The 21,342-nt window shown below is 67.1% G+C and carries 26 protein-coding genes; 12 read left to right on the top strand and 14 right to left on the bottom strand.

Going from position 1 to position 21,342, the window contains the following annotated elements:
* The first annotated feature begins 25 nt into the window (after positions 1-25).
* Entirely contained in the window at positions 26-358 is a 333-nt protein-coding gene (locus tag ACLJPD_RS03990; protein WP_266292545.1) for an ArsR/SmtB family transcription factor, read from the top strand.
* 51 nt (positions 359-409) lie between these two features.
* Here ACLJPD_RS03990 and ACLJPD_RS03985 read toward each other — a convergent pair whose 3' ends face one another.
* The 3 genes from ACLJPD_RS03985 to ACLJPD_RS03975 form a co-directional block, all read right to left on the bottom strand.
* Positions 410-853: a hypothetical protein gene (locus ACLJPD_RS03985; protein WP_410870336.1), complete on the bottom strand. Its 444-nt coding sequence runs from the start codon at positions 851-853 to the stop codon at positions 410-412.
* A gap of 71 nt (positions 854-924) precedes the next feature.
* Positions 925-1,383: a MarR family winged helix-turn-helix transcriptional regulator gene (locus ACLJPD_RS03980; RefSeq protein WP_410870335.1), complete on the bottom strand. Its 459-nt coding sequence runs from the start codon at positions 1,381-1,383 to the stop codon at positions 925-927.
* Between the two features lie 107 nt (positions 1,384-1,490).
* A complete protein-coding gene (locus ACLJPD_RS03975; protein WP_410870333.1) occupies positions 1,491-2,081 on the bottom strand; it encodes a DUF4352 domain-containing protein in 591 nt (196 codons plus the stop codon).
* A gap of 299 nt (positions 2,082-2,380) precedes the next feature.
* Here ACLJPD_RS03975 and ACLJPD_RS03970 point away from each other — a divergent pair, with 299 nt between their 5' ends.
* From ACLJPD_RS03970 to ACLJPD_RS03955, 4 genes are all read left to right on the top strand, one after another.
* Positions 2,381-4,315 carry an N-6 DNA methylase gene (locus tag ACLJPD_RS03970; RefSeq protein ID WP_410870332.1) on the top strand — a complete coding sequence of 645 codons (1,935 nt, stop codon included), beginning with the start codon at positions 2,381-2,383 and terminating at the stop codon, positions 4,313-4,315.
* Positions 4,316-4,431: 116 nt separating this feature from the next.
* Positions 4,432-5,133, top strand: coding sequence for a hypothetical protein (locus ACLJPD_RS03965; protein ID WP_410870331.1), 702 nt, complete (start codon positions 4,432-4,434; stop codon positions 5,131-5,133).
* A gap of 166 nt (positions 5,134-5,299) precedes the next feature.
* Positions 5,300-6,826, top strand: coding sequence for a serine/threonine-protein kinase (locus ACLJPD_RS03960; protein ID WP_410870330.1), 1,527 nt, complete (start codon positions 5,300-5,302; stop codon positions 6,824-6,826).
* Positions 6,827-7,017: 191 nt separating this feature from the next.
* A complete protein-coding gene (locus tag ACLJPD_RS03955) occupies positions 7,018-7,974 on the top strand; it encodes a DUF3320 domain-containing protein (protein WP_410870329.1) in 957 nt (318 codons plus the stop codon).
* Here the strand turns inward: ACLJPD_RS03955 and ACLJPD_RS03950 are convergent.
* The gene (locus tag ACLJPD_RS03950) at positions 7,971-8,288 is read right to left on the bottom strand and encodes a hypothetical protein (RefSeq protein ID WP_410870328.1); all 318 of its coding nucleotides are present in this window, start codon (positions 8,286-8,288) and stop codon (positions 7,971-7,973) included. The two genes, ACLJPD_RS03955 and ACLJPD_RS03950, sit on opposite strands and share 4 nt — an antisense overlap.
* 190 nt (positions 8,289-8,478) lie before the next feature.
* Here ACLJPD_RS03950 and ACLJPD_RS03945 point away from each other — a divergent pair, with 190 nt between their 5' ends.
* On the top strand, positions 8,479-9,333 hold the full coding sequence (locus tag ACLJPD_RS03945) for an Ig-like domain-containing protein (RefSeq protein WP_410870327.1): 855 nt from the start codon (positions 8,479-8,481) through the stop codon (positions 9,331-9,333).
* Between the two features lie 27 nt (positions 9,334-9,360).
* Here the strand turns inward: ACLJPD_RS03945 and rsgA are convergent, their stop codons facing one another.
* Complete coding sequence (gene rsgA, locus ACLJPD_RS03940; RefSeq protein ID WP_410871908.1) at positions 9,361-10,386, bottom strand: ribosome small subunit-dependent GTPase A; 1,026 nt, start codon at positions 10,384-10,386, stop codon at positions 9,361-9,363.
* Positions 10,362-11,654 (bottom strand): 3-phosphoshikimate 1-carboxyvinyltransferase, encoded by a 1,293-nt coding sequence (gene aroA / locus ACLJPD_RS03935; protein ID WP_410870326.1) that lies wholly within the window; start codon positions 11,652-11,654, stop codon positions 10,362-10,364. The genes rsgA and aroA overlap by 25 nt, the downstream gene beginning before the upstream one ends.
* Before the next feature lie 110 nt (positions 11,655-11,764).
* Between aroA and ACLJPD_RS03930 the strand changes: the two genes are divergently transcribed.
* Positions 11,765-12,532 (top strand): SOS response-associated peptidase, encoded by a 768-nt coding sequence (locus ACLJPD_RS03930; RefSeq protein ID WP_410870325.1) that lies wholly within the window; start codon positions 11,765-11,767, stop codon positions 12,530-12,532.
* 98 nt (positions 12,533-12,630) lie between these two features.
* Here the strand turns inward: ACLJPD_RS03930 and ACLJPD_RS03925 are convergent, their stop codons facing one another.
* Together ACLJPD_RS03925 and ybaK are read right to left on the bottom strand one after the other, a co-directional pair.
* On the bottom strand, positions 12,631-12,942 hold the full coding sequence (locus tag ACLJPD_RS03925) for a hypothetical protein (RefSeq protein WP_410870324.1): 312 nt from the start codon (positions 12,940-12,942) through the stop codon (positions 12,631-12,633).
* Positions 12,943-13,031: 89 nt separating this feature from the next.
* The gene (gene ybaK / locus ACLJPD_RS03920; protein WP_410870323.1) at positions 13,032-13,508 is read right to left on the bottom strand and encodes a Cys-tRNA(Pro) deacylase; all 477 of its coding nucleotides are present in this window, start codon (positions 13,506-13,508) and stop codon (positions 13,032-13,034) included.
* Between the two features lie 133 nt (positions 13,509-13,641).
* On the opposite strand from ybaK, the gene ACLJPD_RS03915 reads away from it, so the two are divergent.
* Both ACLJPD_RS03915 and rsrA read left to right on the top strand, forming a co-directional pair.
* Positions 13,642-14,382 (top strand): sigma-70 family RNA polymerase sigma factor, encoded by a 741-nt coding sequence (locus ACLJPD_RS03915; protein ID WP_410870322.1) that lies wholly within the window; start codon positions 13,642-13,644, stop codon positions 14,380-14,382.
* Positions 14,383-14,402: 20 nt separating this feature from the next.
* On the top strand, positions 14,403-14,660 hold the full coding sequence (gene rsrA / locus ACLJPD_RS03910; RefSeq protein ID WP_378633441.1) for a mycothiol system anti-sigma-R factor: 258 nt from the start codon (positions 14,403-14,405) through the stop codon (positions 14,658-14,660).
* A gap of 77 nt (positions 14,661-14,737) precedes the next feature.
* Here the strand turns inward: rsrA and ACLJPD_RS03905 are convergent, their stop codons facing one another.
* Positions 14,738-14,812, bottom strand: coding sequence for a 50S ribosomal protein bL37 (locus ACLJPD_RS03905; protein ID WP_022597109.1), 75 nt, complete (start codon positions 14,810-14,812; stop codon positions 14,738-14,740).
* Positions 14,813-14,897: 85 nt separating this feature from the next.
* On the opposite strand from ACLJPD_RS03905, the gene ACLJPD_RS03900 reads away from it, so the two are divergent.
* Positions 14,898-15,113 (top strand): biotin/lipoyl-binding carrier protein, encoded by a 216-nt coding sequence (locus tag ACLJPD_RS03900; RefSeq protein ID WP_410870321.1) that lies wholly within the window; start codon positions 14,898-14,900, stop codon positions 15,111-15,113.
* A 32-nt stretch (positions 15,114-15,145) separates the two neighbouring features.
* Entirely contained in the window at positions 15,146-16,660 is a 1,515-nt protein-coding gene (locus ACLJPD_RS03895) for a sensor histidine kinase (RefSeq protein WP_410870320.1), read from the top strand.
* Positions 16,661-16,775: 115 nt separating this feature from the next.
* Here ACLJPD_RS03895 and ACLJPD_RS03890 read toward each other — a convergent pair whose 3' ends face one another.
* Positions 16,776-17,030, bottom strand: a complete 255-nt coding sequence (locus ACLJPD_RS03890) for a WhiB family transcriptional regulator (protein WP_022567051.1) — start codon at positions 17,028-17,030, stop codon at positions 16,776-16,778.
* Positions 17,031-17,281: 251 nt separating this feature from the next.
* On the bottom strand, positions 17,282-18,226 hold the full coding sequence (locus tag ACLJPD_RS03885; protein WP_410870319.1) for a diacylglycerol/lipid kinase family protein: 945 nt from the start codon (positions 18,224-18,226) through the stop codon (positions 17,282-17,284).
* Positions 18,227-18,370: 144 nt separating this feature from the next.
* On the opposite strand from ACLJPD_RS03885, the gene ACLJPD_RS03880 reads away from it, so the two are divergent.
* A complete protein-coding gene (locus tag ACLJPD_RS03880; protein WP_410871907.1) occupies positions 18,371-18,769 on the top strand; it encodes a hypothetical protein in 399 nt (132 codons plus the stop codon).
* Here ACLJPD_RS03880 and ACLJPD_RS03875 read toward each other — a convergent pair.
* The 3 genes from ACLJPD_RS03875 to ACLJPD_RS03865 form a co-directional block, all read right to left on the bottom strand.
* Entirely contained in the window at positions 18,766-19,365 is a 600-nt protein-coding gene (locus ACLJPD_RS03875) for an endonuclease V (protein ID WP_410870318.1), read from the bottom strand. The genes ACLJPD_RS03880 and ACLJPD_RS03875 overlap by 4 nt on opposite strands.
* 81 nt (positions 19,366-19,446) lie before the next feature.
* Positions 19,447-20,070 (bottom strand): acid phosphatase, encoded by a 624-nt coding sequence (locus tag ACLJPD_RS03870; protein WP_410870317.1) that lies wholly within the window; start codon positions 20,068-20,070, stop codon positions 19,447-19,449.
* A gap of 23 nt (positions 20,071-20,093) precedes the next feature.
* The gene (locus ACLJPD_RS03865; RefSeq protein WP_410870316.1) at positions 20,094-21,329 is read right to left on the bottom strand and encodes a hypothetical protein; all 1,236 of its coding nucleotides are present in this window, start codon (positions 21,327-21,329) and stop codon (positions 20,094-20,096) included.
* Between the last annotated feature and the right edge of the window lie 13 nt (positions 21,330-21,342).

Below are 21,342 nucleotides of genomic sequence, written 5' to 3'. Positions count from 1 at the left end.
ACTCGGCGATTAAGCTGGCACCGCCATGGGAGAGCCACGCACACCGCACGGGTCACCGGTCGAACTCGGCCGTCGCGCGATCGGCGATGTCGAGATCCGGGAATGGGCGCAACGCTTCGACCTGCTGTCCGACCCGGGCCGCCTGGAAATCCTGCTGTGTCTGCACCGCTCGCCCGGCATCAGCGTCGGCGAACTGGCCGCCGCCATCGGCCGCAACGAGAACGCGATCTCCCAGGCCCTCCGCGTGCTGCGCCACGAGGGCTGCGTCACCTCGAGCCGCGAAGGCCGCTCGGTCACCAACCGGCTCACTGACCCGATCATCCACGAAATTCTCCACACCATCGGCGCCAAACACTGACTCGTTCAAGAGAATTCGGCGACGACCTCGTTGCGGACCGAATTCCTGCTTTCAGTTGGCCGAGCCGGGGCGAACGATCATGAGGACGACCACAGCCGTCCAGAGCAGGTTGTAGATACCCGCGAGCATCGACAGCACACGCAGGCGCCTGCCGTCGTCGGGCTTGTCGAGGGCATCGCGCTGCATCGGAACGATCTGCACGGCGAGCAGTCCGCCCGCGATCGCGGTGGTGATCATCGCGATGGTGATCCAGATTTCGTTCATCCGGCCCTGGACCGTGGCCAGCACGATGCCGATCACCGGCACGATGATCGCCAGTTTCGCGTAACTGCGGGTGATCCGGTGCATGGCGACCGCCACCGATTCGCTGCGGATCGCTTCCGGGTCCGGTCCCGCTACCGGCGCGTATCGAGGAAACAGACTGGCGGCGACCGCTGAGCCGCCGACGAAGACGATGCCCGCGAGCACATGCACGGACAACAGGACGTGTTCCATTACCGACTCCTCCGACCTTCAATGTGACTGAAGCCTAGCTCGAGCTTCAGTCACATTGAAGGTTGGATTCGTCACGCCCGGGGTCGAGGGGGGATCTGCCCGGCGAACGCGTCGACGATCGCTACGCCGACCTGCCGCAGAATCGGGTCGGATTCCGCACCGAACAGCTCAGTGTCCACCCGCGCCACCGCCTTCCGTGCCTCGGCGAGCAACTCGGTCCCCGCCCCCGTCAACTCGATCGCCGACGCCGACCCGGCCCTGGCCGTCCGATCCTGCACCAAACCTGCCCCTACCAGGCCCTTCACCGCGGCATGCACACTCTGCACACTCGTCCCCGACATCCGCGCCAACTCACTGAACGACGCTCCCGGCACCCCATTGATATGCCCGAGCAACCCCAACCGGGCCACCGTCAGATCCAACGCCCCCAACTCCGCCCCCAACGCCGCTTCCACCCGCCGCGACATCGTGATCACCAAAATGCTCGGGCTCATCGTCGGCGGTCCAGGACGCTCGTTCTCGGTGGTCACCACCTCATTTTCGCGCACGAGACCGCGATCGTCGTGTTCCGGGCGGTGTACGGCGCGAAACAGTTTCGGGCCCAGCGGAGTTCGCTGGGCCCGAATCCGTTGCGGGATTACTTCAGGGCGACGCGGGTTCCGTCGGAGAAGGCCGAGTCGTGGAATTCGATCGCGGTGGGGACTGTGCCCACCGGGACGTCGAAGACGAGGACCATCGAGGTCTTGTTGCCGGGGTTGATCTCGGCGGAGAGCTGGTCGTTGACATTGATCTCGGCGGTGGTGTCGTTGGCGAACTCGCGGCCCTGATCGTCGATCAGCTTCTGATTCGAGCCGAAGTAGCTCTGGGCGACATTCGAAATATTCGCCACATCGACAGAGACCAGAATGAATTCACCCTGCGCGGTCTTCTGCAGAAACTGATTGTCGCCGACGGTCGTGACCGGCGGATCCACCTTCGTCACCGTGAATCCGAACTTGCCATCGCGCACCTCGGTGCCGGCGGGCGCCGCGACCGATCTGCTCTCCTCGACCTTGGCCACCTCGTTGGCTGCCGTGCCGATCAACGCCACACACCCGCCGAACAGGACGAGAACGGCAAGGGCGAACCCGCCGAGCACCCACGGCCACACCTTCTTCTTGCGCGGCGGCTGCGGGTAGTAAGGCTGTTGCGGGACATGGGGATTGGCGGGGTACTGGGGATTGGTCATGATGATCTTCCTCTTTCCGGGGTGATGACGGCACGACCGATCGCGGCCTGAACGGGCCGTGGGGTGCGGGACTGTGAATCGACGAATGGCGCTGCGAGATCTGTTGTCTCACAACAATGTTGGTTTCTTGCGGGCGGGCTTCTTGACTGTTCCGCTCCGTTGCAAATGACGCTACACGCCCGCAACGTCGTTAGCAACAGAGAAACAATGTTTTCACTGTGGACGTTGAAGTAGTGTTTACTGACGTCGGGTTATGTCAACGATGGTGTGTAAGGTTTGACCTTGACCAGAGGAGACCGATGTCGAGCTCGAGCCCTACTGTCGCCGCCGCTGAGATCTCCCGGCTGGCCGGTGTCACCCGCGCCACTGTGAGCAACTGGCGTCGCCGGCATGCTGATTTCCCCGCGCCGGTGCCGGGGGGTTCCGAAACACGGCCGCTGTTCGACCTCGCGGAGGTGCAACAGTGGTTGCGCGGACACGGGGTTACTGCGGCGGATTCGCCGGTGCAGCGGCTGCGTACCGTGCTGCGCTCCGAGGTCGCGCCCGAGGAGGTCACGGGGTTGATGGCATTCGTGGCAGACCCGGCACGCAAGGCCAAGGGGGCAGTGCGGGAGGCAGTCCGTGCGGCGATCGAGGAGGTCGGCGTGCAGCAGACCCTCGCGGTGCTGGCGGAACGTGGACTCGACGGGCCGAGTACCGGTATCTACCCGACTGATCAACCCGTCGCCGCGCTGATGGCCGACGTGCTCGCCGCGTCCGCGTCGCCTGCCCCGCGCTCGGTGTTCGATCCGGCGTGTGGTGGTGGCACCCTGTTGCTCGAGGCGTCCCGGATCGGCGCCGAGAAGCTCGGCGGTCAGGACATTCTGCCGGTCCAGGCGAGTCGCACGGCCGCTCTGCTCAGCACGCTCGCTCCGAAGGCCGAGGCGGATATCCGCGCGGGCGACGCCTTGCTCGCCGATGCGTTCACCGATGTCGAGTTCGACGCGGTGCTGTCGAATCCACCCTATTCACAACGTGATTGGAGTGCCGACGAACTGGCGCTCGATCCGCGCTGGGTGTATTCGGTACCCCCGCGCAGCGAATCCGAACTCGCCTGGGTGCAGCACGCCATCGCCCATCTGCACCCCGGCGGCACCGCGGTCGTGCTGCTCCCACCCGCCGTCGCGGCCAGGTCTTCGGGTCGCCGGATTCGCATGGAACTGTTGCGGGCGGGCGCATTACGGGCCGTGATCGCCTTGCCGCCCGGCGCGTCGACTCCGCGACAGGTAGGGCTGCAACTGTGGGTTTTGCGGCGACCGGGCGTAGGGAATCCGAAGGACACACTGCTCTTCGCCGACACCACCCGCCTGCCCGATCATGGTGGGGATCAACCCGATTGGCAGGTGCTCGCCGAAACAGTTGTCAACGCGTGGCATGCCTTCGACAAGGGTGCGGACGCCACAGTCCCCGATGTGACCGCCGTGGTCCGGGTGATGGACGTCCTCGACGACGACGTCGACCTCACACCTGCCCGCCAGGTACGCGCCGCCGTCGACCCCGACAGCGCCTCGGCCTCGGCCCGCGCGGCCATCGGCCACCTCGGCGAGAACCTCACGGAGCTGCATTCCGTCGCCGACGCTGTGCGCGAATGGGATTCGGCGCCGGGCACCGTGTGGCGATATGTGGCCGTCGGCAACCTGATCGCAGGCAAAGCCGTACGCATCGTCACGAGCAGCACCGACGCCGTCGCCGGCGACGCCCCCCAACGCCCCGTCCTCACCGGCCACGACCTGCTCAACAGCCGCGCCCCCTCCGGCCTCACCGCCCCCGGAGCCCCCGTCGGCGACCCGATCGAAGAAGGCGACGTCCTGGTCTCGCGCCTACGCGACGACCACGGCGCCGCCCAGGGCACCCGCGTCGCCGAAGGCACCGACATCGGCGCGGTCCCCGCCCCCGGCGTCCTCGTCTTCCGCACCGACCCCACCCGCATCGACCCCTGGTTCTTCGCCGGCTTCATCGGCAGCCCCGACAACGCCGCCGCCATGTACGGCACCACCACCATCCGCCTCGACCCCGCCCGCCTCCGCATCCCGATGCTCCCGCTCCCCGCCCAGAAGCACTACGGCGAAGGCTTCCGCCGCCTCCATCAACTCCGGGTCACCGCACGCTCGACGGCCGAGGCTGCCCACCGCGCCGCTGATCTCATCGCCACAGGGTTGACAGCCGGTGCACTCGAGCCGGTCGGCAGGCTGTGAATGCCCAGACCGCGCCTTCGATCGTGCGGGTGGTGCCTGCCGCTGGAACGTATTCTGTACCACAGTGATCCGAGTGGCTGCCGGCGTGTAGGGCCGCCGATGTCCCAGGAGCCCCGATGAAGCCGCAACCCTCAGGTGCCGTGATTGCTCTCAGGACGCTGGCAGCCGGCTGGTTCTGTTTCGTGGTCATCGCGGCCGTGGCCAGCGCATTCTACCCGTCGAGTTCAGTTCACGAAGGTGACCTCGTCGAAAGCTTGACAGCTCTGATGCTGGGCGTAGTCGTAGTGGGATTGGTCCCGGCAGCCGGAGTGCTCATCCACGAACGGTCTCTGGCGCGCAGGAGCCGACCGGGCTCACCCCGCCGATTTTCGCCCCGCCCAGCGCCTCCACAACAGTTGATCCAGCCCTCGCCGCCCATGAACGTGCACTCGCCACAGTTGCCGAGCCGATTACAGCCCCATTGGAATCGGCTCAACCAGGCATGGAACGTGATCGCCGAACTGCAACGTCAAGGTTGGGTCGATGCGGACAGCACGCGCGGTGTTCCGCAATCGATGGCCCGTCTGCACCAGTTGGGCGTCGCGGACGGCATGACCGACAACCTCGGCGGACGAAGGTCGACTGCGGTTGAGCAGCAGCTCAGTCGTCTCGCCGACCTCCTGGTGGCCCTGGCAGACGAAGCAGTCGACCACCAAGCCACGATCAGCGCCACGGACTTCGCTCCGACCACCCTGACAGCGGCCGCCCAGCGCCTCGCCGCAGACAGCGCGGCCTACCGCGAACTGATGGAACTCGGCGGAGTGTGGGCGCTCGAGTAGCTCCGTTGTGTTCTTGGCTGTTCCAGGAAGACCACGCTCGTGAGGAGTAGGAACATTTCTCGAGCACCTGCGAGCCGGGTTCTGATGCATCAACTGGCTCGACGATCTCCCGGCGGGGCGCAGTATTGTGCGGGGGTCTTGTCGGGCGGTGGGCTGGAGGTTCCGGGTGCGGGAGGTTGTCGACGGGCGGTACGAGATCACCGGGGCGTTGGGGGCCGGGGGGATGGGGGAGGTGCTGTTGGGTTATGACGTGGTGCTGGATCGGGCGGTGGCGATCAAGCGGATCGCGGTAGGGCAGTTCGCTTCTCGGGGGGATTTGGCTGGGGAGTTCGTCGCGCGGTTTCGGCGGGAGGCCAGGGTTACGGCGCGGATTCGGCATCAGGGGGTGCCGCAGGTATTCGATGCGGTGCTCGATAAGGACGCTGACAGTGTGTATTTGGTGATGGAGCATATCGAGGGGGTGACGCTGCGGGACTATTTGGCCGGGGCGGGGGAGTTGCCGATCGAGTGCGGGGTTGCTGTCGCGGCGCAGATCGCGACGGTTTTGTCGCATGCGCACGTGTTGCCGGTGGTGCACCGGGATTTGAAGCCGGCGAATGTGCTGGTGGCGGTGGACGGCACGGTGAAGGTGATCGACTTCGGGATCGCGGCATTGCTCGATGGGAGTACGAGTCGAATCACTCGGACCGGGTCGGTGCTCGGGACGGCCGCGTATATGTCGCCGGAATTGGTGAACGGGCAGGACGTGGGGCCGCGGGCCGATCTGTATGCGCTCGGGTGCATCATGCACGAGATGTTCAGTGGGCGAGCAGTATTCGAGGCTCGGTCGGAGTTCGACACGCACAATCGGCATCTCTCGGAGGCGCCGACGCCCTTGCGTGTGTTGCGCCGCGAGGTGCCCGGGCAGATCGAAGAGCTGGTCTTGGAGTTGCTCGCGAAGGATCCGGCGGACCGGCCCGCCACCGCGCATGCTGTCTACGACCGCCTGCTGCCGTTCCTCCCAGGGCCAGGAACGCCTGAAATCCCCGCTTCAGCTGGATATCCCGATCCGACAAGGATCTTCCGCCGCCCCAACCCACCCGCCGACACGGCACCCACGGCGCCACGGCCCGCACCGAGCAAGCCCGCGGCCGCGACGAGCGGACTCGTCGACATCGCCGCCCGCTACCGCGAACTGTGCGAGCTCGGCCGATTCGCCCAGGCCGCGCAAGCGTTGGTCACCGTCGTCGACGAGGCCGAGCAACGCTACGGCCCACACAGCCCCCAACTCGGCGAACTGCACCGCGACATCGCCACCGCCTTCGCCCACAGCGGCGAACACCGCCGTGCCCTGGTCGAATGGGAGCGCGTCGAGGCGATCGAGCTGCGCGCGGGCTCGACAACCGGCAGTCGGATCTGGCGGGCGCGGGTCGCCGCGATCGAGTGTCGCGCCACCCTGGGAGATGTCACCGCATCCACCGCGGTGGACGACCTGTACCGATTGTTTCGTGAAATACGTTCCGTCGAAGACGAATTCAGTGATGATGCCGTGCACATTCGGCTCGCGATCGCGGAACTGCTTCCCGCAGTGGGCGATCGATCGCGCGCGCAACGGTTCCTCGACCAGCTGCGTAGCGACCTCGAAGTGCTCCGGCCCGCGCAGGATCCGGTACGTCGGCGAGTCGAGCAACTGATCGCGGACCTCCAGCGCTGACAGGTCCAGTCGTCGGCGCCCACCGCACCGCATCAGGGTGCTCGGCGCAACTGACCTGTCCGAGCAGCCGAGTATGCTCCTCGCATTCGCCGACGGGGGATCGCGTCGGCTGGCGGTGCGGCCGTTGACCAGGCGGTTCGCACGAAAGGGGAGTGGGTCGGGTGCAGTGGTTCGGCAGAGTCGGTTGGGTCGTGGGACTGCTGGCCGGCGTCTTCGGCGTGCTACTCGGTGCGACCGGTTACTTCAGCGGAATCGGCAACGCGAGTACCGCCGAGATCGTCCTCGCGGTCGGATTCCTGGTGGCGGGGACCGCGCTCGCGGGCGTCTCGATCTGGCAGCTCGTGGTCAGCGACCGGCACAAGCGTCGAACCTTCACCCATGACAGCAAGCGTGGTGTGCACCCGTACGGGTACGGTCCGCCCTCGCAACCTCGCCCGGAAACACCGGCGAACCCCTACCCGCAAGTGCCATACCTGCCTCAGGCGTCCCCGCAATTGCATTACACCCCACCATCAGCCCCGATCGCACCCACCGTCGCCCAGGCCCCCGACTGGCAGACCCGCACCCGCACCGCCCACCACTGGCTCCCCACCGGCATCCCCTATGCGAGCGCACCCACCAGCGTCCTCGGTTCCCCCGCCGACCTCGACCGCGACAGCTCCGCCACCATCCCACTCCGCGTCCGCGATGCCGTGCGCGAAACGGTCGCCATCGAAGGTCCGATCGAACGAAATCAGTTGGTAGCGCGGGTCGCCCAACGATTCGGTGTGCACAAACCGTCGGAGAAACAGCAGATCTGTGTCCTGGGCGAGGTGCCGGAATCACTCATGCGCGCGACATCGTTGGGCGTTTTCGCCTGGCCGTCGGATCTGGACCCGGCAACCTGGCGAGGCTTCCGGTTCACCCCGCCGACCGTATCGCCGCGCACCATCGACACGATCTGCGCCGAGGAGATCGTCAACGCGATAACCCAGGTGGCGCATCGCAATCGTTGTACTTTCGACGAGATCGTCTGGGCGACGCTCACGCAATTCGGGCACGAACGCACCGGTGCTGCGGAGGACCGCATCGAGGCCTGCCTGACCGCGGCGGTGCGGCGCGGACGCCTCGCCCGCGACCCCGACGGCCGCTACCGCGCACTGACCTAAGCGGGCAGCGCGGGCAGGGTTCGCTCGTGGGTGACCTCGGGGGAGACCGTGATGATGTCGCAGGCGGCGACGATGCGATGGGGCAGGTCGGTGCCGAGGTGAGTGAGGCTGGGGGTGACGATCGCGGCGGCTTCGGTGGTGGTGATCACGTCGAGCAGGCGGCCGATCGGGTCGGCGGTGCGATCGCTGAAGACCACGGTCTTGGTGAAGCGGTAACCCAGACGCTCGGCTAGCGAACGGATCTGCGTTTCGTCCCAGGACTGGGCGACACCGGAGATGTCGCGGCGCAGGTATCCGATCGCCGGTGGCTTCATGTGCATGACGGTACCGGCGGACAGTGTCGTGGTTGTGAACGCGAGCGAACGCGAGTCGAATTCGAAATCTGAACGAGATCTATTTCGGATTTGGATCCGCCGGGCCCGAGGGCGTGATCTACTGCTCGCCACCCGGGCGAATCAGCGCCTCGACGACGTCGAGGGCGTCCGGTGTACTGGGAGACAGATGATGGTGGACAGAAGAGTGCAGCGGGTGGCCGCGTGTGCCGCCGCGGCAGGGCTGGCGATGGCGGCGTTTCCCGGATCAGCAGCGGCCGCTCCGGGATCGATCACCTGGGACGACGGCAACAGTCGCTTCACCCGGACGGTGTCGAACACCAACCCGGTCGTCGGCGACACGATCACCGTGACCACGAAGTTCGAACGCACCGGCATTCCGGTGGAATACATCTACTCGATCAAGGACCTGCGCCCGGCGTGCCTGTCCCCGGTCGCGGGCTCGGCGAAGATGTCGGGCGACGCGGTGTCGATCGACACGTCGTCCTCGGACTGGATCCGGGCCGAGTTCGGCATCACCAAATACCCGGTGTACCCGAACATCTCACCGAAATCGCAGACCTTCGAGATCCAGTACAAGGTCGGCGTGAACTGCGCCCGCGATACCGCACTGCCGACATCGATGCACTACGGCGGATCGCTCGGGGACGGCACCTATCAGGCCAAGGGGCCAGCCATCACGGTGTCGAGCGACGCCGTGTCCAGCACCACCATCACCGAAGTATCGGGTGCGCAGGTCGGCAAGGCCGTGACGCTGGAGGCGAGCGTGAGCCCGGCCGCAGCGGGCGGCACCGTCCAGTTCAAGGCGGGCGACAACGTGCTCGGCGACATTCCCGTCGGCGCGAACGGCAAGGCGAGCATCGTCTGGACGCCGGGCGCCGCCGGTTCCTACAGCATCGGCGCGGCCTTCTCCGGGCGCAGCGGCGTGGCGAGTTCGTCGACCACGAAAACGGTGACCGTGGCCGAGGTGCCGACCGACGGTGGCGGTGGTGGCGGCGGCCTCGATACCGGGTCGTTCAGCTTCTAGCGGGCCTGCCCGGCACGGAATCGGTTGCTACCAAGCATCATTGGAGATGAGAGCGGTCAGCAGCGTGCGAATCGCGGCGACCCGCCGTTCCGTGCCGGGCAGCTGATCGAGCGCGCATTCCGGATCGGCGGGTGGACCGAGGTGGGTGCAGCCGCGCGGGCAGTTCTCGATGGCGCCCGCGAGGTCGGTGAACGAGGCGATCACGTCGTCCGGGGTGATGTGGGCCAGGCCGAACGAACGCACGCCGGGAGTGTCGATCACCCAGCCGCCCTCGGGCAGCGGCAAGGCCACCGACTGGGTGGAGGTGTGCTTGCCCTTGCCGACCCCCGACACCTCGCCGACGGCCCGATAGGCATCGGGCACAAGACGATTCACCATCGTGGACTTGCCGACACCGGAGTGCCCGATCAGCGCGGTGAGCCGGGTGTTGAGGATTTCCAGCACCGGCTCCATCGGATCGTCGATGCCGGCATAGCGGATCTTGAGATCGAGGCCTTCGAAGGCGGAGGCGAATTCGGATTCCGAGACCAGATCGCGCTTGGTGAGCACCAGGATCGGTTCCAGCCCACCGGCGTACGCGGCCACCATCGCCCGCTCCACGAAACCCGTGCGCGGCGGTGGATCAGCGAGTGCGACCACGATGAACAACTGCTGTGCGTTGGCCACGACGATGCGCTCGAACGGATCGGTGTCGTCGGCGGTGCGGCGCAACACGGTGCTGCGCTGGCTCACCCGCACGATCCTGGCCAGGCTGTCGGGCTTGCCGGTGAGGTCGCCAACCACGTCGACCTGATCGCCGACGACGATCGGGGTGCGGCCCAGCTCGCGGGCGCGCATGGCGACGATGCGCCGGTCGGCGTCACCGTCGAGCACACACCCCCAGCGGCCGCGGTCGACGGCCACCACCATGGCGGCCTCGGCGTCGGCGTGCTGCGGACGGGTTTTGGTGCGGGGACGCGACGACTCCTTGCCCGGGCGCACCCGGACGTCGGATTCGTCGTAGCTGGCCGATGATCGCCCCTGGCGGCTCAGCGCGCCACTCCCTCGCCGGATAACGCGGGCGCCAGCATCTGCTCCCACAGCGCGACGAAGGTCGGCAGGGTCTTGGCGGTGGTGCCGATGTCCTCGATCTCGATGCCGGGCACGCGCAGGCCGAGAATCGCACCGGCAGTGGCCATTCGGTGATCGGCGTAGGAATGCCACTGACCACCGTGCAGCGGGGTCGGCACGATCTCGAGGCCGTCCTCGGTCTCGGTGACATTGCCGCCGAGGCGATTGATCTCAGCGGAAAGTGCTGCGAGACGGTCGGTTTCGTGCCCACGCAGGTGGGCGATGCCACGCAGTCGGGACGGCGAATCCGCCAGCGCGGCCAGCGCGGCGACGGTAGGGGTGAGTTCGCCGACGTCGTGCAGGTCGATGTCGATGCCCGCCAAGCGATCCGGGCCGTGCACGGTGAGGACGCCGTCGAAGATGCGGGCCTCGGCACCCATCCTGACGAGGATCTCGCGGATCACATCACCGGGCTGGGTGGTGCCGCGCGGCCACATCGGGATGCTCACCTCGCCACCGGTGACCGCCGCCGCCGCCAGGAACGGGGTGGCGTTGGACAGGTCGGGCTCGATATCCCAGTCGACCGCGCGGATCGGGCCGGGTGCCACGGTCCACGTCTGGGCGTTGCCGGAGTCCGCGGGAGTCTGCACGGACACGTCGGCGCGGCGCAGCATCTCGACCGTCATCTCGATGTGCGGCATCGACGGCAGCGACTTGCCCGCGTGGTGGACGGTGACGCCCTCCTCGAAGCGGGCAGCGGAGAGCAGCAGCCCCGAAACGAACTGCGAGGAACCCGAGGCGTCGATGGTGACGGTGCCGCCGCGCAGCGCGCCGGTGCCGTGCACGACGAACGGCAGCGCGTCACCGTCGACATCGAGGCCGAGCTTGCGCAGCGCGTCGAGGATGGTGGTGAGCGGGCGCAGCTTCGCCTGCTCGTCGCCGAAGAACGCGACATCACCCGAGGCCAGTGCGGCGGCGGGCGGCAGGAACCGCATGATGGTGCCCGCGAGCCCGCAGTCGACGGCGGCGCTGTGCAGGGGCGCGGGGGTGATCTCGAGGATCTCGGCGTCGCCGGCGATCTCGGTGCCGAGGGCGCGCAGGGCACCGATCATCAGATCGGTGTCGCGGCTGCGCAGCGCACCGGTGAGCGTGGACGGCCCATCGGCCAGTGCGGCCAGGATGAGCGCGCGGTTGGTGATGGACTTCGATCCGGGCAGGGTCACGGTCGCGTGGACGGGGACCTCGATATGGGGCGCAGGCCAGAAACTCACGTCCCCATCTTCGCTTATGTGCGGTTCGAACACACCGGTGGTGCGAAGTTCGGCGTGGAGGGCGTCGCTGACAGGACTTTTTGTCGGTCCCCGGGCGTATCTTGACGACTATGTGTGGACGATATGCGACGACCACGAATCCGGGCCGGTTGGCGGCCGAACTGGACGCTGTCGACGAGACGGGGCTCGACGAGCCGGATGCCGCCGTCAGCTACAACGTCGCGCCGACCACCCAGGTGCTCACCGTCGTCGAGCGGCACGCGCACGGCGAACCCGACGACGACCCGCGCCTGCGGATCCGGCGGATGCGCTGGGGCCTGATCCCGCACTGGACCAAGGCCGCCGAGCCGGGCCTGCCCGCCAAAGGCAAACCGCTGTTCAACGCGCGCGCCGACAAGGCGACCACCGCGCCCTCGTTCCGCGATTCGGCCAAACACAAGCGCTGTCTGGTACCGATGGACGGCTGGTACGAGTGGCTGGTCGAGCCCGCGCCGACCGGCAAGGGCAAAGCGGTGAAGCGGCCCTTCTACATGTCGCACAACGACGGCTCGCTGCTCTACATGGCCGGGCTGTGGTCGGTATGGCGCGATCGCAGCGCGCCCGATGCCGAACCGATCATGTCGTGCACGATCCTGACCACCGACGCGAGCGGCGAGCTGGCCGAGATCCACGACCGGATGCCGTTACCCATGCCGCGCGCACACTGGGACGCCTGGCTCGACCCGGACCACCCCGCGCCCGCCGACCTGTTGCGACCGCCCTCGCAGGCGGAGCTCGCGACGATCGTGGCGCGTCCGGTCTCCACCCTGGTCAACAACGTGCGCAACAACGGACCGGAACTCCTGTTGCCCGACGGGACCAGCGACATCGACCGGTGAGGTCGACGATCTCGCGCAAGTTCGCGATCGCCACCTGCGGCACACCCCGGTTCCGCCGCGGCCGGGCGGAAGGTCTCCGCCCGGCCGCGCGCGAGTGCTCAGAGTGAGCAGGGCACCGAATCGGTGGCGATGTTCAGCCCGCACTTGATGATTCCGGTGACCAGGTCGATCACCTCGGTGGCAACCCCGCCGCCGAGCTTCTCCGACTTCTCGGCCCTCTCGTCGGTTTCCGGCGCGGCCTGCGGCGAATTCTTCGGTGTGGTGCCCTGGCCGTTGAGCGGGTAGTCGCCGGGTTCGGCCTGTGACGGCGGAACAACCTGTGGAACCGCGGTGGCCGGAGCCAGGGCGGCGGCGCCGAAAGTGATTACCAGGGCACCGGACAGGGCGGCGATCGTCGAACGTGCGGACATTTTTCGCATCACATCCTCAGGTCGAATCGGTCGTACCGGGCGCAGAATGCGTCGCAGTGAATTCGGAACGAGCCGCCGAACGGATTGCCTCAGCTGGTGATCGGGGCGGTGACGGCCGCGCAGGCGCGCACCAGATCCGCGGGTGCCAACTCGATCTCTAGCCCGCGCTTGCCCGCACTGCACAGCACCCGATCCCAGTCCAGCGCGGAGGCGTCGACAACAGTGGGCAACTTCTTGCGCTGACCCAGCGGCGAGACCCCGCCGAGCACATAGCCGGTAGTGCGCTCGGCCTTGGTCTTGTCGGCCATGGTCGCCTTCGACGCGCCCAACGCGGCGGCCGCCGCCTTCAACGACAGCCGGGTGGGCACCGGCAGAACGGCCACCGCCAAGGCGCCGGATGAGAGTTCGATCACCAACGTCTTGAAGACCTGCGCGGCCTGCACTCCCAGCTCGGCGCCGAGCGCGTCGACGGCCTCGTCGCCATAGGACTCCGCCCGCGGATCGTGGGAATAGGAGTGGACCTGATGCGCGATACCGCGGAGTGCCTTGATCGCCGGAGTCGACATAAGCGGTCACCCTAATCGCGACCACACCCCGTTCGGCAACACATTCGCGCGCGGGGTGGGAACACGAATGCGGGCGGGCATGTTGCACACCAATGACAAGCCAACGCGGCCCGAGATGACGTGAAGGAGAGAGATGACACTGCTGCTCGAGGAGCGTCCTGTCCTGCCACGGGGTGCGCGATTGCCGATCGATTCCGTCGTGCCGGTAGATTCGGTGACTACGGCGATCGAAGGGATTGGTGTGACGAGCGACGACGGCGTGGTGCCAGGCGAGTCCGGCACAGAAGTCGACGAAGCCGAGCTGGCGGCCCGGTTCGAGCGCGATGCGCTCCCGATGATCGACCAGCTCTACGGCGCTGCCCTGCGCATGACCAGGAACCCGGCCGACGCCGAGGACCTGGTTCAGGAGACGTTCGTCAAGGCGTTCCAGGGGTTCAAGTCCTTCCGGGAAGGCACCAATCTGCGTGCCTGGCTGTACCGGATCCTGACCAACACCTACATCAACTCCTATCGCAAGAAGCAGCGTCAGCCCGCGCAGTACCCGACCGACGAGATCACCGACTGGCAGTTGGCGGCTACCGCCGAGCACTCCTCGGTGGGCCTGCGCTCGGCCGAGGTCGAGGCGCTGGACGCGCTGCCCGACGACCAGATCAAGTCCGCGCTGCAGCAGCTGCCGGAGGAATTCCGGATGGCGGTGTACTACGCCGACGTCGAGGGCTTCCCGTACAAGGAGATCGCCGACATCATGGGCACCCCCATCGGTACCGTGATGTCCCGGCTGCACCGCGGTCGCAAGCAGCTCAAGGGCCTGCTCGCCGACGTGGCGCGCGAACGTGGATTCGACCGTGGGGAACGCCAGGAGGTAGTCAAGTGAGTGACGATCCCGATCTCGATATGGACTGCACCGCGGTCCTCGCGGATGTGTGGCTCATGCTCGACAACGAGTGCGATCAGGCCACCCGGCAGCGCCTGCAGGAGCACATGGATCACTGCAGCCCCTGCATCGAGGCCTACGGCATCGAGGAGAAGATCAAGGGTCTGCTCAGCCGCAAGTGCGGTGGTGAGCACGCGCCCGAGGGTCTGCGCGACCGGCTGAAGCTGGAGATCCACCGGTCGATCACGGTCACCAGGATCGAGACCACCGAGGGCTGATCGGCCCGAAACGACAACAGCACGCTCTCAGTAGCTACTGAGGGCGTGCTGTTGTCGTCTGTGCGCAGCGGCACGACTCAAGCGTTAGGACGCTTGCCGTGGTTTGCGGCGTTGCCCTTGCGGCTGCGCTTCTTACGTCCACGCTTACCCATGAGAGCTCCCTTCTATGTCTGGTCGAAAGCCATTGTTTCATGTGTGGTTGGCTGTAGCTTCGGCGGATACGAACGAAGGGGTGCCATGCCTGAAGAAGTGCGCGCGGAGATGGTCTCGACCGTGCTCGCCGTCGAGGTCACCGTGGGCGATCACGTCCAGGTCGACCAGACACTGGTGCTGCTCGAATCGATGAAGATGGAGATTCCGGTGCTCACCGAGGTCGAGGGTGATGTCACTTCGGTCGACGTCACCGCCGGCCAGGTTCTCCAGGCAGGCGACCTCATCGCCACCATCGCCTAAGTCACCCCGAGCAACGAAGCGGTAGATCCAGCGTGGCAACACTGAGCGAGCTCCTGGCCGAACACACCGACCTTCCCGGCATGGCCGTGGACCATCTGCAACGGGTGGTGGGCGATTGGCAGTTGCTCGCCGACCTCTCGTTCTCGGATCTGCTGTTGTGGGTGGGCGCGGGCCCGGTCGTCGATGGTTCCGATGTGGTGTGTGTGGCCCAGATCCGGCCGACGACCGCACCCACCGTGCATCTCGAGGACAAGGTGGGCACCACCGCGTCGCGCACCGATTTCCCGCAGGTCTTCGATGCCCTGCTCAGCGGTGACACCGCGCGCACCGACGCCGAGGTGGAGGTGAGCGGGGTCTATCACCCGAGCCCGGTGCACGCGGTGCGCGAAGCGATTCCGGTGCGCTGCGGCGACGATGTGATCGCCGTGCTCAGCCGCGATTCCGACCTGGCCCGTTCGCGGGTACGCAGCACCCTCGAAACGGCCTATGTGTCGTGCGCCGACGATCTGTGCCAGATGATCGCCGACGGCAGCTTTCCGGTGCCGGAGGACCGGGCGGCCACGCACTCCAGCCCGCGCGCGGGTGACGGTTTCATCCGCCTCGACACCGAGGGCATCGTCGTCTACGCGAGCCCGAACGCGCTCTCGGCCTATCACCGGATGGGCATGCAGGCCGATCTCGTCGGCCAGGATCTCGCGGTGACCACCCGTTCCCTGATCACCGATCCGTTCGACGCCCAGGAAGTGGTGGCCGATATCCAGGCCGCGCTGGCCGGGCGAACCGGGCGCCGGATGGAGGTCGAAGCCCGCGGGGCGACAGTGCTGTTGCGCACGCTGGTGCTGCGTCCCGGTGGGGAACTGGCCGGGCCCGCGGTGCTGGTGCGCGACGTCACCGAGGTGAAGCGGCGCGACCGCGCGTTGCTGAGCAAGGACGCCACGATTCGCGAGATCCACCACCGGGTGAAGAACAATCTGCAGACCGTGGCGGCGCTGCTGCGGCTGCAGGCCCGCCGCACCGAGAACCCGGAAGCCCAAGTGGCGCTGACGGAATCGGTGCGCCGGGTCACCTCCATCGCCTCGGTGCACGAGATGCTGTCGATGTCGGTGGACGAGGAAGTCGACCTCGACGAGGTGATCGACCGACTGCTGCCGATCATGGCGGATGTGGCGACCGTGCACACCGCGCGGATCAAGGTCCGCCGCGCGGGTTCGCTTGGTGTGTTCTCCGCGGAGCGGGCGACACCGCTGGTGATGGTCTTGACCGAACTGGTGCAGAACGCGATCGAGCACGCCTTCGACGCGGGTGAGAACGGTACCGTGACGATTCGCTCGGAACGTTCGGCACGCTGGCTCGACGTGATCATCTCCGACGATGGTCGTGGGCTGCCGTCCGGGTTCAGTCTGGAAGGTTCCGACCGGTTGGGATTGCAGATCGTGCGCACCCTGGTGACGTCGGAACTCGGTGGTTCGATCGGCTTGCATCCCGGTGCCGATGTGGGCACGGACGCGGTGTTGCGGGTTCCGCTCGGCCGTCGGACCGGGCGCTGAAACCACTCGAAAAGCCAAGGTGGGCAACAATAAACCCGGCACCGCGAAGGTGCCGGGTTCTCACACATGCGTTACCGAGCCGGGGCTGATGGCCCGGCAACGCCAGTCCGTCGACTCAGACGGAGGTACGCGTACGGGTGCGCGCGTTGCGCCGCTTGAGCGCGCGACGCTCGTCTTCGCTCATTCCACCCCACACGCCGGCATCCTGTCCGGACTTCAGGGCCCATGACAGGCAATCGGCCGTGACGGGGCAGCGGGCGCAGACCAGCTTGGCATCGGCAATCTGCGCGAGCGCAGGACCACTGTTACCCACCGGGAAGAACAGTTCGGGGTCCTCATCGCGACAGATGGCCTTGTGGCGCCAGTCCATTCCTCTGCTCCTTTGCGAGGGCGCCACAAAGGGCGCCTGTAGTTAGTGGATCGTTCACTTGTGCGACTCGAATGTTTCCGCACGGTTGCTTGTGAATGCTTTCACGATCACCGTAGATGTCAATAGGTCTCCGGCGCACCGTGGGGGAGATCACGCTCTAGGTCCCCGCTAGGGGAACCTGCCCGGTCCTTTGTACTCGCGTCTCCGGGTTTTCGCAGCGCAACCAGGAGATTTTTCTTGACGTTCGAGTGTCAGGACGGCTTGGGGGCCACCACGTCCAGCACGCCGGGGACAGATGTGAAATGCACCATCTTGCGTTTTCCGATGAAGTCGCCATCGATTTGCAGGCCGATCTCCTCGGCCGTCTCGATTCGCACGGACGACACGTCGTCGGCGCGGAAAAGCATGGGCGACTTCGGGTTTCCATTCTCCGCGAGCAACTGCCGGGCAAGCAACAGGGTGCGCGGCACACTCATCGACCGCACCGCGAACACACCGAGGCCCGATTCGAAGGCTGTGGTGGGATTCGTGCGAATCGGACGGTCCTCGAGATAGGTCCACGGACTCGAATTCGTGACGAAGGCGTAATAGACCTCCTCGACCGGATCTCGTCCCGGTACCTCGACGGTGGCGCTCGGATCCTGACGCCTGGCCCGGAAGAACTGACGCACCGTGGTGCGCAGATAGCGCGCGGGCGTCGCCTTGCGGCCCTTGGCGCGGGCGGCGTCGATCGACTCGCACACATCGGCGTCGAGGCCGACGCCCGCGCTGAAGGTGAACCACCGGTCGTCGGCGAGGCCGAGGCCGATCCGGCGGTCGGCATCGCGGGCGAGCAGATCGATGAGCTGGTTGGTTGCTGTCACCGGATCGGGGGAGATGCCGAGTGCGCGGGCGAAGACGTTCGCCGAGCCGCCGGGGATGATCCCCAGCCGAGGGCGCCAGACCTGGTCGTCGCCGACCTGGGGCACCGGCAGGAAGCCGTTGATGGTCTCGTTGACCGTCCCATCGCCCCCGTGCACGACGATCAGGTCCATTTCCTGGGTCGATGCCCACTGGGCCAGTTCGGCCGCGTGGCCGCGATGCTGGGTGTGTGCAACGGTCAGCTGCGTTCGGCTCTCCAGGGCGTGTGCGAGCAGATCCCGGGTGGCCGGGGTCGTCGAGGTGGCATTGGGATTGACAATGAGCAGCGTCCGCACAGTGCCTCAGGGTAACGCGCCTCGGCGAACAACCGGCGCGCGCCGCCGACCACGACACGTCGTCGTAGGCTGGGGCACGTGGCAGAGCAGGACGTGACAGACGATGGACCCTCCGAAAGCGCGAAGGTGTCGACCGGTATTCCGATGACGGTGCGGATCGCCGGTGGGCTGGTTTCCCTGGAGGGGCTGGCCGGGGTGGTGACCGCGATCGTGCTGATCGTGCGGGCGCTGACCGGGCACGATCAGTCCGAGGCCAGCGGGGTCGGCACCGCGCTCTGGTTCGGGGTGCTGTTCGGTGGAGTGCTCGCGGCGGGCATCGGGCTGCTGCGTGGCAAGCGCTGGGGTCGGGCAATCGCGGTCATCGCGAATGTGTTGTTGCTGCCGGTCGCCTGGTCGTTGCTGACCGACTCGCATCAGCCGCTGTGGGGGAGTTTGCTCGGACTCGTCGCCGTCGCCGGATTGGCCACCCTGTTCGCCCCGGCCACCAGCCATTTCATGGCTCAGGAGTACGGCGAAATCCCCGAGGACACCGAGCGCCCCTAGGTCGTCGCCGCGCGTAGTGCCTCGCGGCACAGGTGATCGGCTCGACGGGTGGTCTCCGGCTGCCGGAAACCTTGGGTGAGGGCCAGTACCTGGGCGCAGGCGGTATCGAGGTCGATGCGATGGCCGACCGAGACGAACAGCGGCTTCACGTCGTCGCGAGTGCGCAGCGCCCGGCCGACGACCTCGCCGTCGATGGTCACCGCACTGGCATCACCGCGGCGCGGGCCCGGTGCGCGGTATTCACCCCACCCGGATTTGGCGACACCGATGGTCGGAATTCCGGTGAGCAGCCCGACGTGACAGGCCAGTCCGAATCGCCGGGGATGTGCCAAACCTTGTGCGTCACACAGAAGAAGATCCGGTGTGGCAGTGAGTTTTTCCAATGCGCTGACCGTTGCGGGCAACTCTCTGAACGCGAGAAGTCCCGGCACATAAGGGAATTCCGAAATGCCGTGGGCGACTGCGGATTCCACTGTTTTCATGGTGGCGATGTCGATAATTACCGCGGCGGTCGCGACCGTGCCGTCTTCGGCGTACGCCGAATCGATGCCGGCGGCCGTCGAGAATCGCGGCGGCGCGATATTTTCCGCGGACACCAGTGGACGCAGTCGGTCCTGCAGCGCTATCGCCTCGTCGGGTGTCCGCGGCCAATCGTGGGGTAACGCGATACGCACGGTTCAGCTCGCGGGGGTGGGCGGCGCCGTCGGTTCGGTGCGGACGGTCAGGTTGTGGCCCCAGATGGAGTGGGCGTCGTGGTCGAAGCCGAGCACGCTGACCGCGCCGGTCGACATCGCGAACCGGCGGCCCTCGCGCACCGCGAACTCCGCCCAGCGCGCGATCAGCACCCGCGAGAAGTGCCCGTGACCGACCAGGATCACGTCGCGCAGTGGCAGCTCCGGCTCGACTCGGGCGAGGATCCGGTCGGCCCGCGCACCCACCTGCTCGGCCGTCTCGCCGCCGGGGACGGGTGCGGTCCACACGGTCCACCCCGGCACGGTTTCGCGGATCTGGGCGGTCGTGATGCCCTCGTACTCGCCGTAGTTCCACTCGACCAGGTCGTCGTCGACCTGGATCGGGGACAGCCCGGCCAGCTCGGCGGTGTGCCTGGCGCGCAGGCGGGGGCTGGTGAAGCAGAGCGGATCGCGCAGCTCGAGTGACTTCAGGACCATCCCGGCCGCGAGGGCCTGGGCTTCGCCCTGCTCGGTCAGCGGCAGGTCGGTGAAGCTGGTGTGCTTGCGCTGACTCGACCACTCGGTTTCGCCGTGGCGTAGCAGGACCAGGCGGGCATCGGGTGTGGACATGGGTCCATCATGGCAGTGCGGGCTCAGCCGAGCGCGTAGAGCTGTCCGCCGCGGCGTTCGAAGACCGTGGTGCCGAGGACAGCGGTGGAGATGGTGTCGCCGCGGTAGTCGGTGCGCTCGACCGGGATCCGGGCGACGGTCGCGCCGTTGCCGCTGTCCACCGCGAGTTGCCCGCCTGTGACCGGGACCAGCAGCCTGCCCGCCATCAGCGCGGGGGTGCCGATCGCGTCGGGAACCGTCCAGACCGGCTGCAATGTGCTGGAGCTCAGGGCGATCAGGCTGTTGCCGGTGAAGACATAGATGGCCGAGCCGAGGCGGGTCACCGTGGTGCGCTCGTCCCAGGGGGCGGCGAGCTGATGGGTCGCGATCTCGTTGCCGGTGCCGTCGTGCACGGCGATCCGCGCGGGCAGGCCCAGGCCGGTCGCGGTGGGTTCTGTCGGCGGGTAGTAGACGGCGATCTTGTTGTCCGACACCGCGATCACCCGCATTTCGGGGGAGTCGGCGCCCGGTGCGGTGAGCACTCGCGAGCCGTGTTCCTCGGGGGCCGTTGACTCCTTCGGCGCGGGATTGAGCACTGTCAGCCGGTCGGTCATGTCGCCGGGGCAGCGTTCGAGCACCGCCAGGCGCGAGGAACTCGACGCGGCCGACCGCAGCGCACAGCCGTTGCGCGGCTGGGTGTTCGGATTCACCGGCGCGTCGACGTAGCCGTACTCGAGGGTGCGCACCAGATCCGAGCGCCACATCTCCAGCCGGTCTTCGCCGAGCGCCAGCAGGTAGGTGCCGTCACCGGAGAGCTGGATCTTGTCGTCCATGTAGCTGCTGCGCGCGACCCGGCGCGTACCGGTATCGGCCTCGAGCATCACGGACTGACTGCAGCCACGCTGATCGCGATAGGTGGCGATCACGGTGCCGAACTGCGATTCCACTCCGCACAGCGGCATGTCCCGGCGGTACCACCACAGCTGTGTGCCGGTGATCGGGTCGCGTCCGCTCACGGTGCCGTGGTCACCGGTCACGACCACATTGCCGGAGGTGAGTGCCCGCCTGCTCGACTCGTCGGCGGCGTGCCATTGCTCGCGCAGGGTGGTCGGTAGTTGCGTTGCCGCGGTAATGGTGGGGGCGGGGGAGGCCGCGGTGATCGAGTCGGTGCCGGTGGCATCGGCGCGTGCCCAGACGACGAACGCCGCCACTATGAGAGTGACGGCGATTGCGATTACTACGAAGATGTCGGCGCGCGTCCGCCGTTCGGGTGCGAGCACGGTCGCGAGTGTA

It is taken from the genome of Nocardia sp. A7 (genome assembly GCF_046549215.1).
In the GTDB taxonomy this organism is placed as follows: Bacteria; Actinomycetota; Actinomycetes; order Mycobacteriales; family Mycobacteriaceae; genus Nocardia.
The sequence above is the reverse complement of the archived record's forward strand: the minus strand, read 5'-3'. Positions and strand labels throughout refer to the sequence as shown.

What these genes read in the sequence shown, in the direction of transcription:
- ACLJPD_RS03900 (WP_410870321.1), top strand. Translation starts at nt 14,898, where the DNA reads ATGCCTGAAGAAGTGCGCGCGGAGATGGTCTCGACCGTGCTCGCCGTC.
- ACLJPD_RS03890 (WP_022567051.1), bottom strand. Translation starts at nt 17,030, where the DNA reads ATGGACTGGCGCCACAAGGCCATCTGTCGCGATGAGGACCCCGAACTG.
- ACLJPD_RS03945 (WP_410870327.1), top strand. Translation starts at nt 8,479, where the DNA reads ATGGTGGACAGAAGAGTGCAGCGGGTGGCCGCGTGTGCCGCCGCGGCA.
- ACLJPD_RS03985 (WP_410870336.1), bottom strand. Translation starts at nt 853, where the DNA reads ATGGAACACGTCCTGTTGTCCGTGCATGTGCTCGCGGGCATCGTCTTC.
- ACLJPD_RS03880 (WP_410871907.1), top strand. Translation starts at nt 18,371, where the DNA reads ATGACGGTGCGGATCGCCGGTGGGCTGGTTTCCCTGGAGGGGCTGGCC.
- rsrA (WP_378633441.1), top strand. Translation starts at nt 14,403, where the DNA reads ATGGACTGCACCGCGGTCCTCGCGGATGTGTGGCTCATGCTCGACAAC.
- ACLJPD_RS03925 (WP_410870324.1), bottom strand. Translation starts at nt 12,942, where the DNA reads ATGTCCGCACGTTCGACGATCGCCGCCCTGTCCGGTGCCCTGGTAATC.
- ACLJPD_RS03930 (WP_410870325.1), top strand. Translation starts at nt 11,765, where the DNA reads ATGTGTGGACGATATGCGACGACCACGAATCCGGGCCGGTTGGCGGCC.
- ACLJPD_RS03870 (WP_410870317.1), bottom strand. Translation starts at nt 20,070, where the DNA reads ATGTCCACACCCGATGCCCGCCTGGTCCTGCTACGCCACGGCGAAACC.
- ACLJPD_RS03950 (WP_410870328.1), bottom strand. Translation starts at nt 8,288, where the DNA reads ATGAAGCCACCGGCGATCGGATACCTGCGCCGCGACATCTCCGGTGTC.
- ybaK (WP_410870323.1), bottom strand. Translation starts at nt 13,508, where the DNA reads ATGTCGACTCCGGCGATCAAGGCACTCCGCGGTATCGCGCATCAGGTC.
- ACLJPD_RS03990 (WP_266292545.1), top strand. Translation starts at nt 26, where the DNA reads ATGGGAGAGCCACGCACACCGCACGGGTCACCGGTCGAACTCGGCCGT.
- ACLJPD_RS03975 (WP_410870333.1), bottom strand. Translation starts at nt 2,081, where the DNA reads ATGACCAATCCCCAGTACCCCGCCAATCCCCATGTCCCGCAACAGCCT.
- ACLJPD_RS03915 (WP_410870322.1), top strand. Translation starts at nt 13,642, where the DNA reads ATGACACTGCTGCTCGAGGAGCGTCCTGTCCTGCCACGGGGTGCGCGA.
- ACLJPD_RS03970 (WP_410870332.1), top strand. Translation starts at nt 2,381, where the DNA reads ATGTCGAGCTCGAGCCCTACTGTCGCCGCCGCTGAGATCTCCCGGCTG.
- ACLJPD_RS03965 (WP_410870331.1), top strand. Translation starts at nt 4,432, where the DNA reads ATGAAGCCGCAACCCTCAGGTGCCGTGATTGCTCTCAGGACGCTGGCA.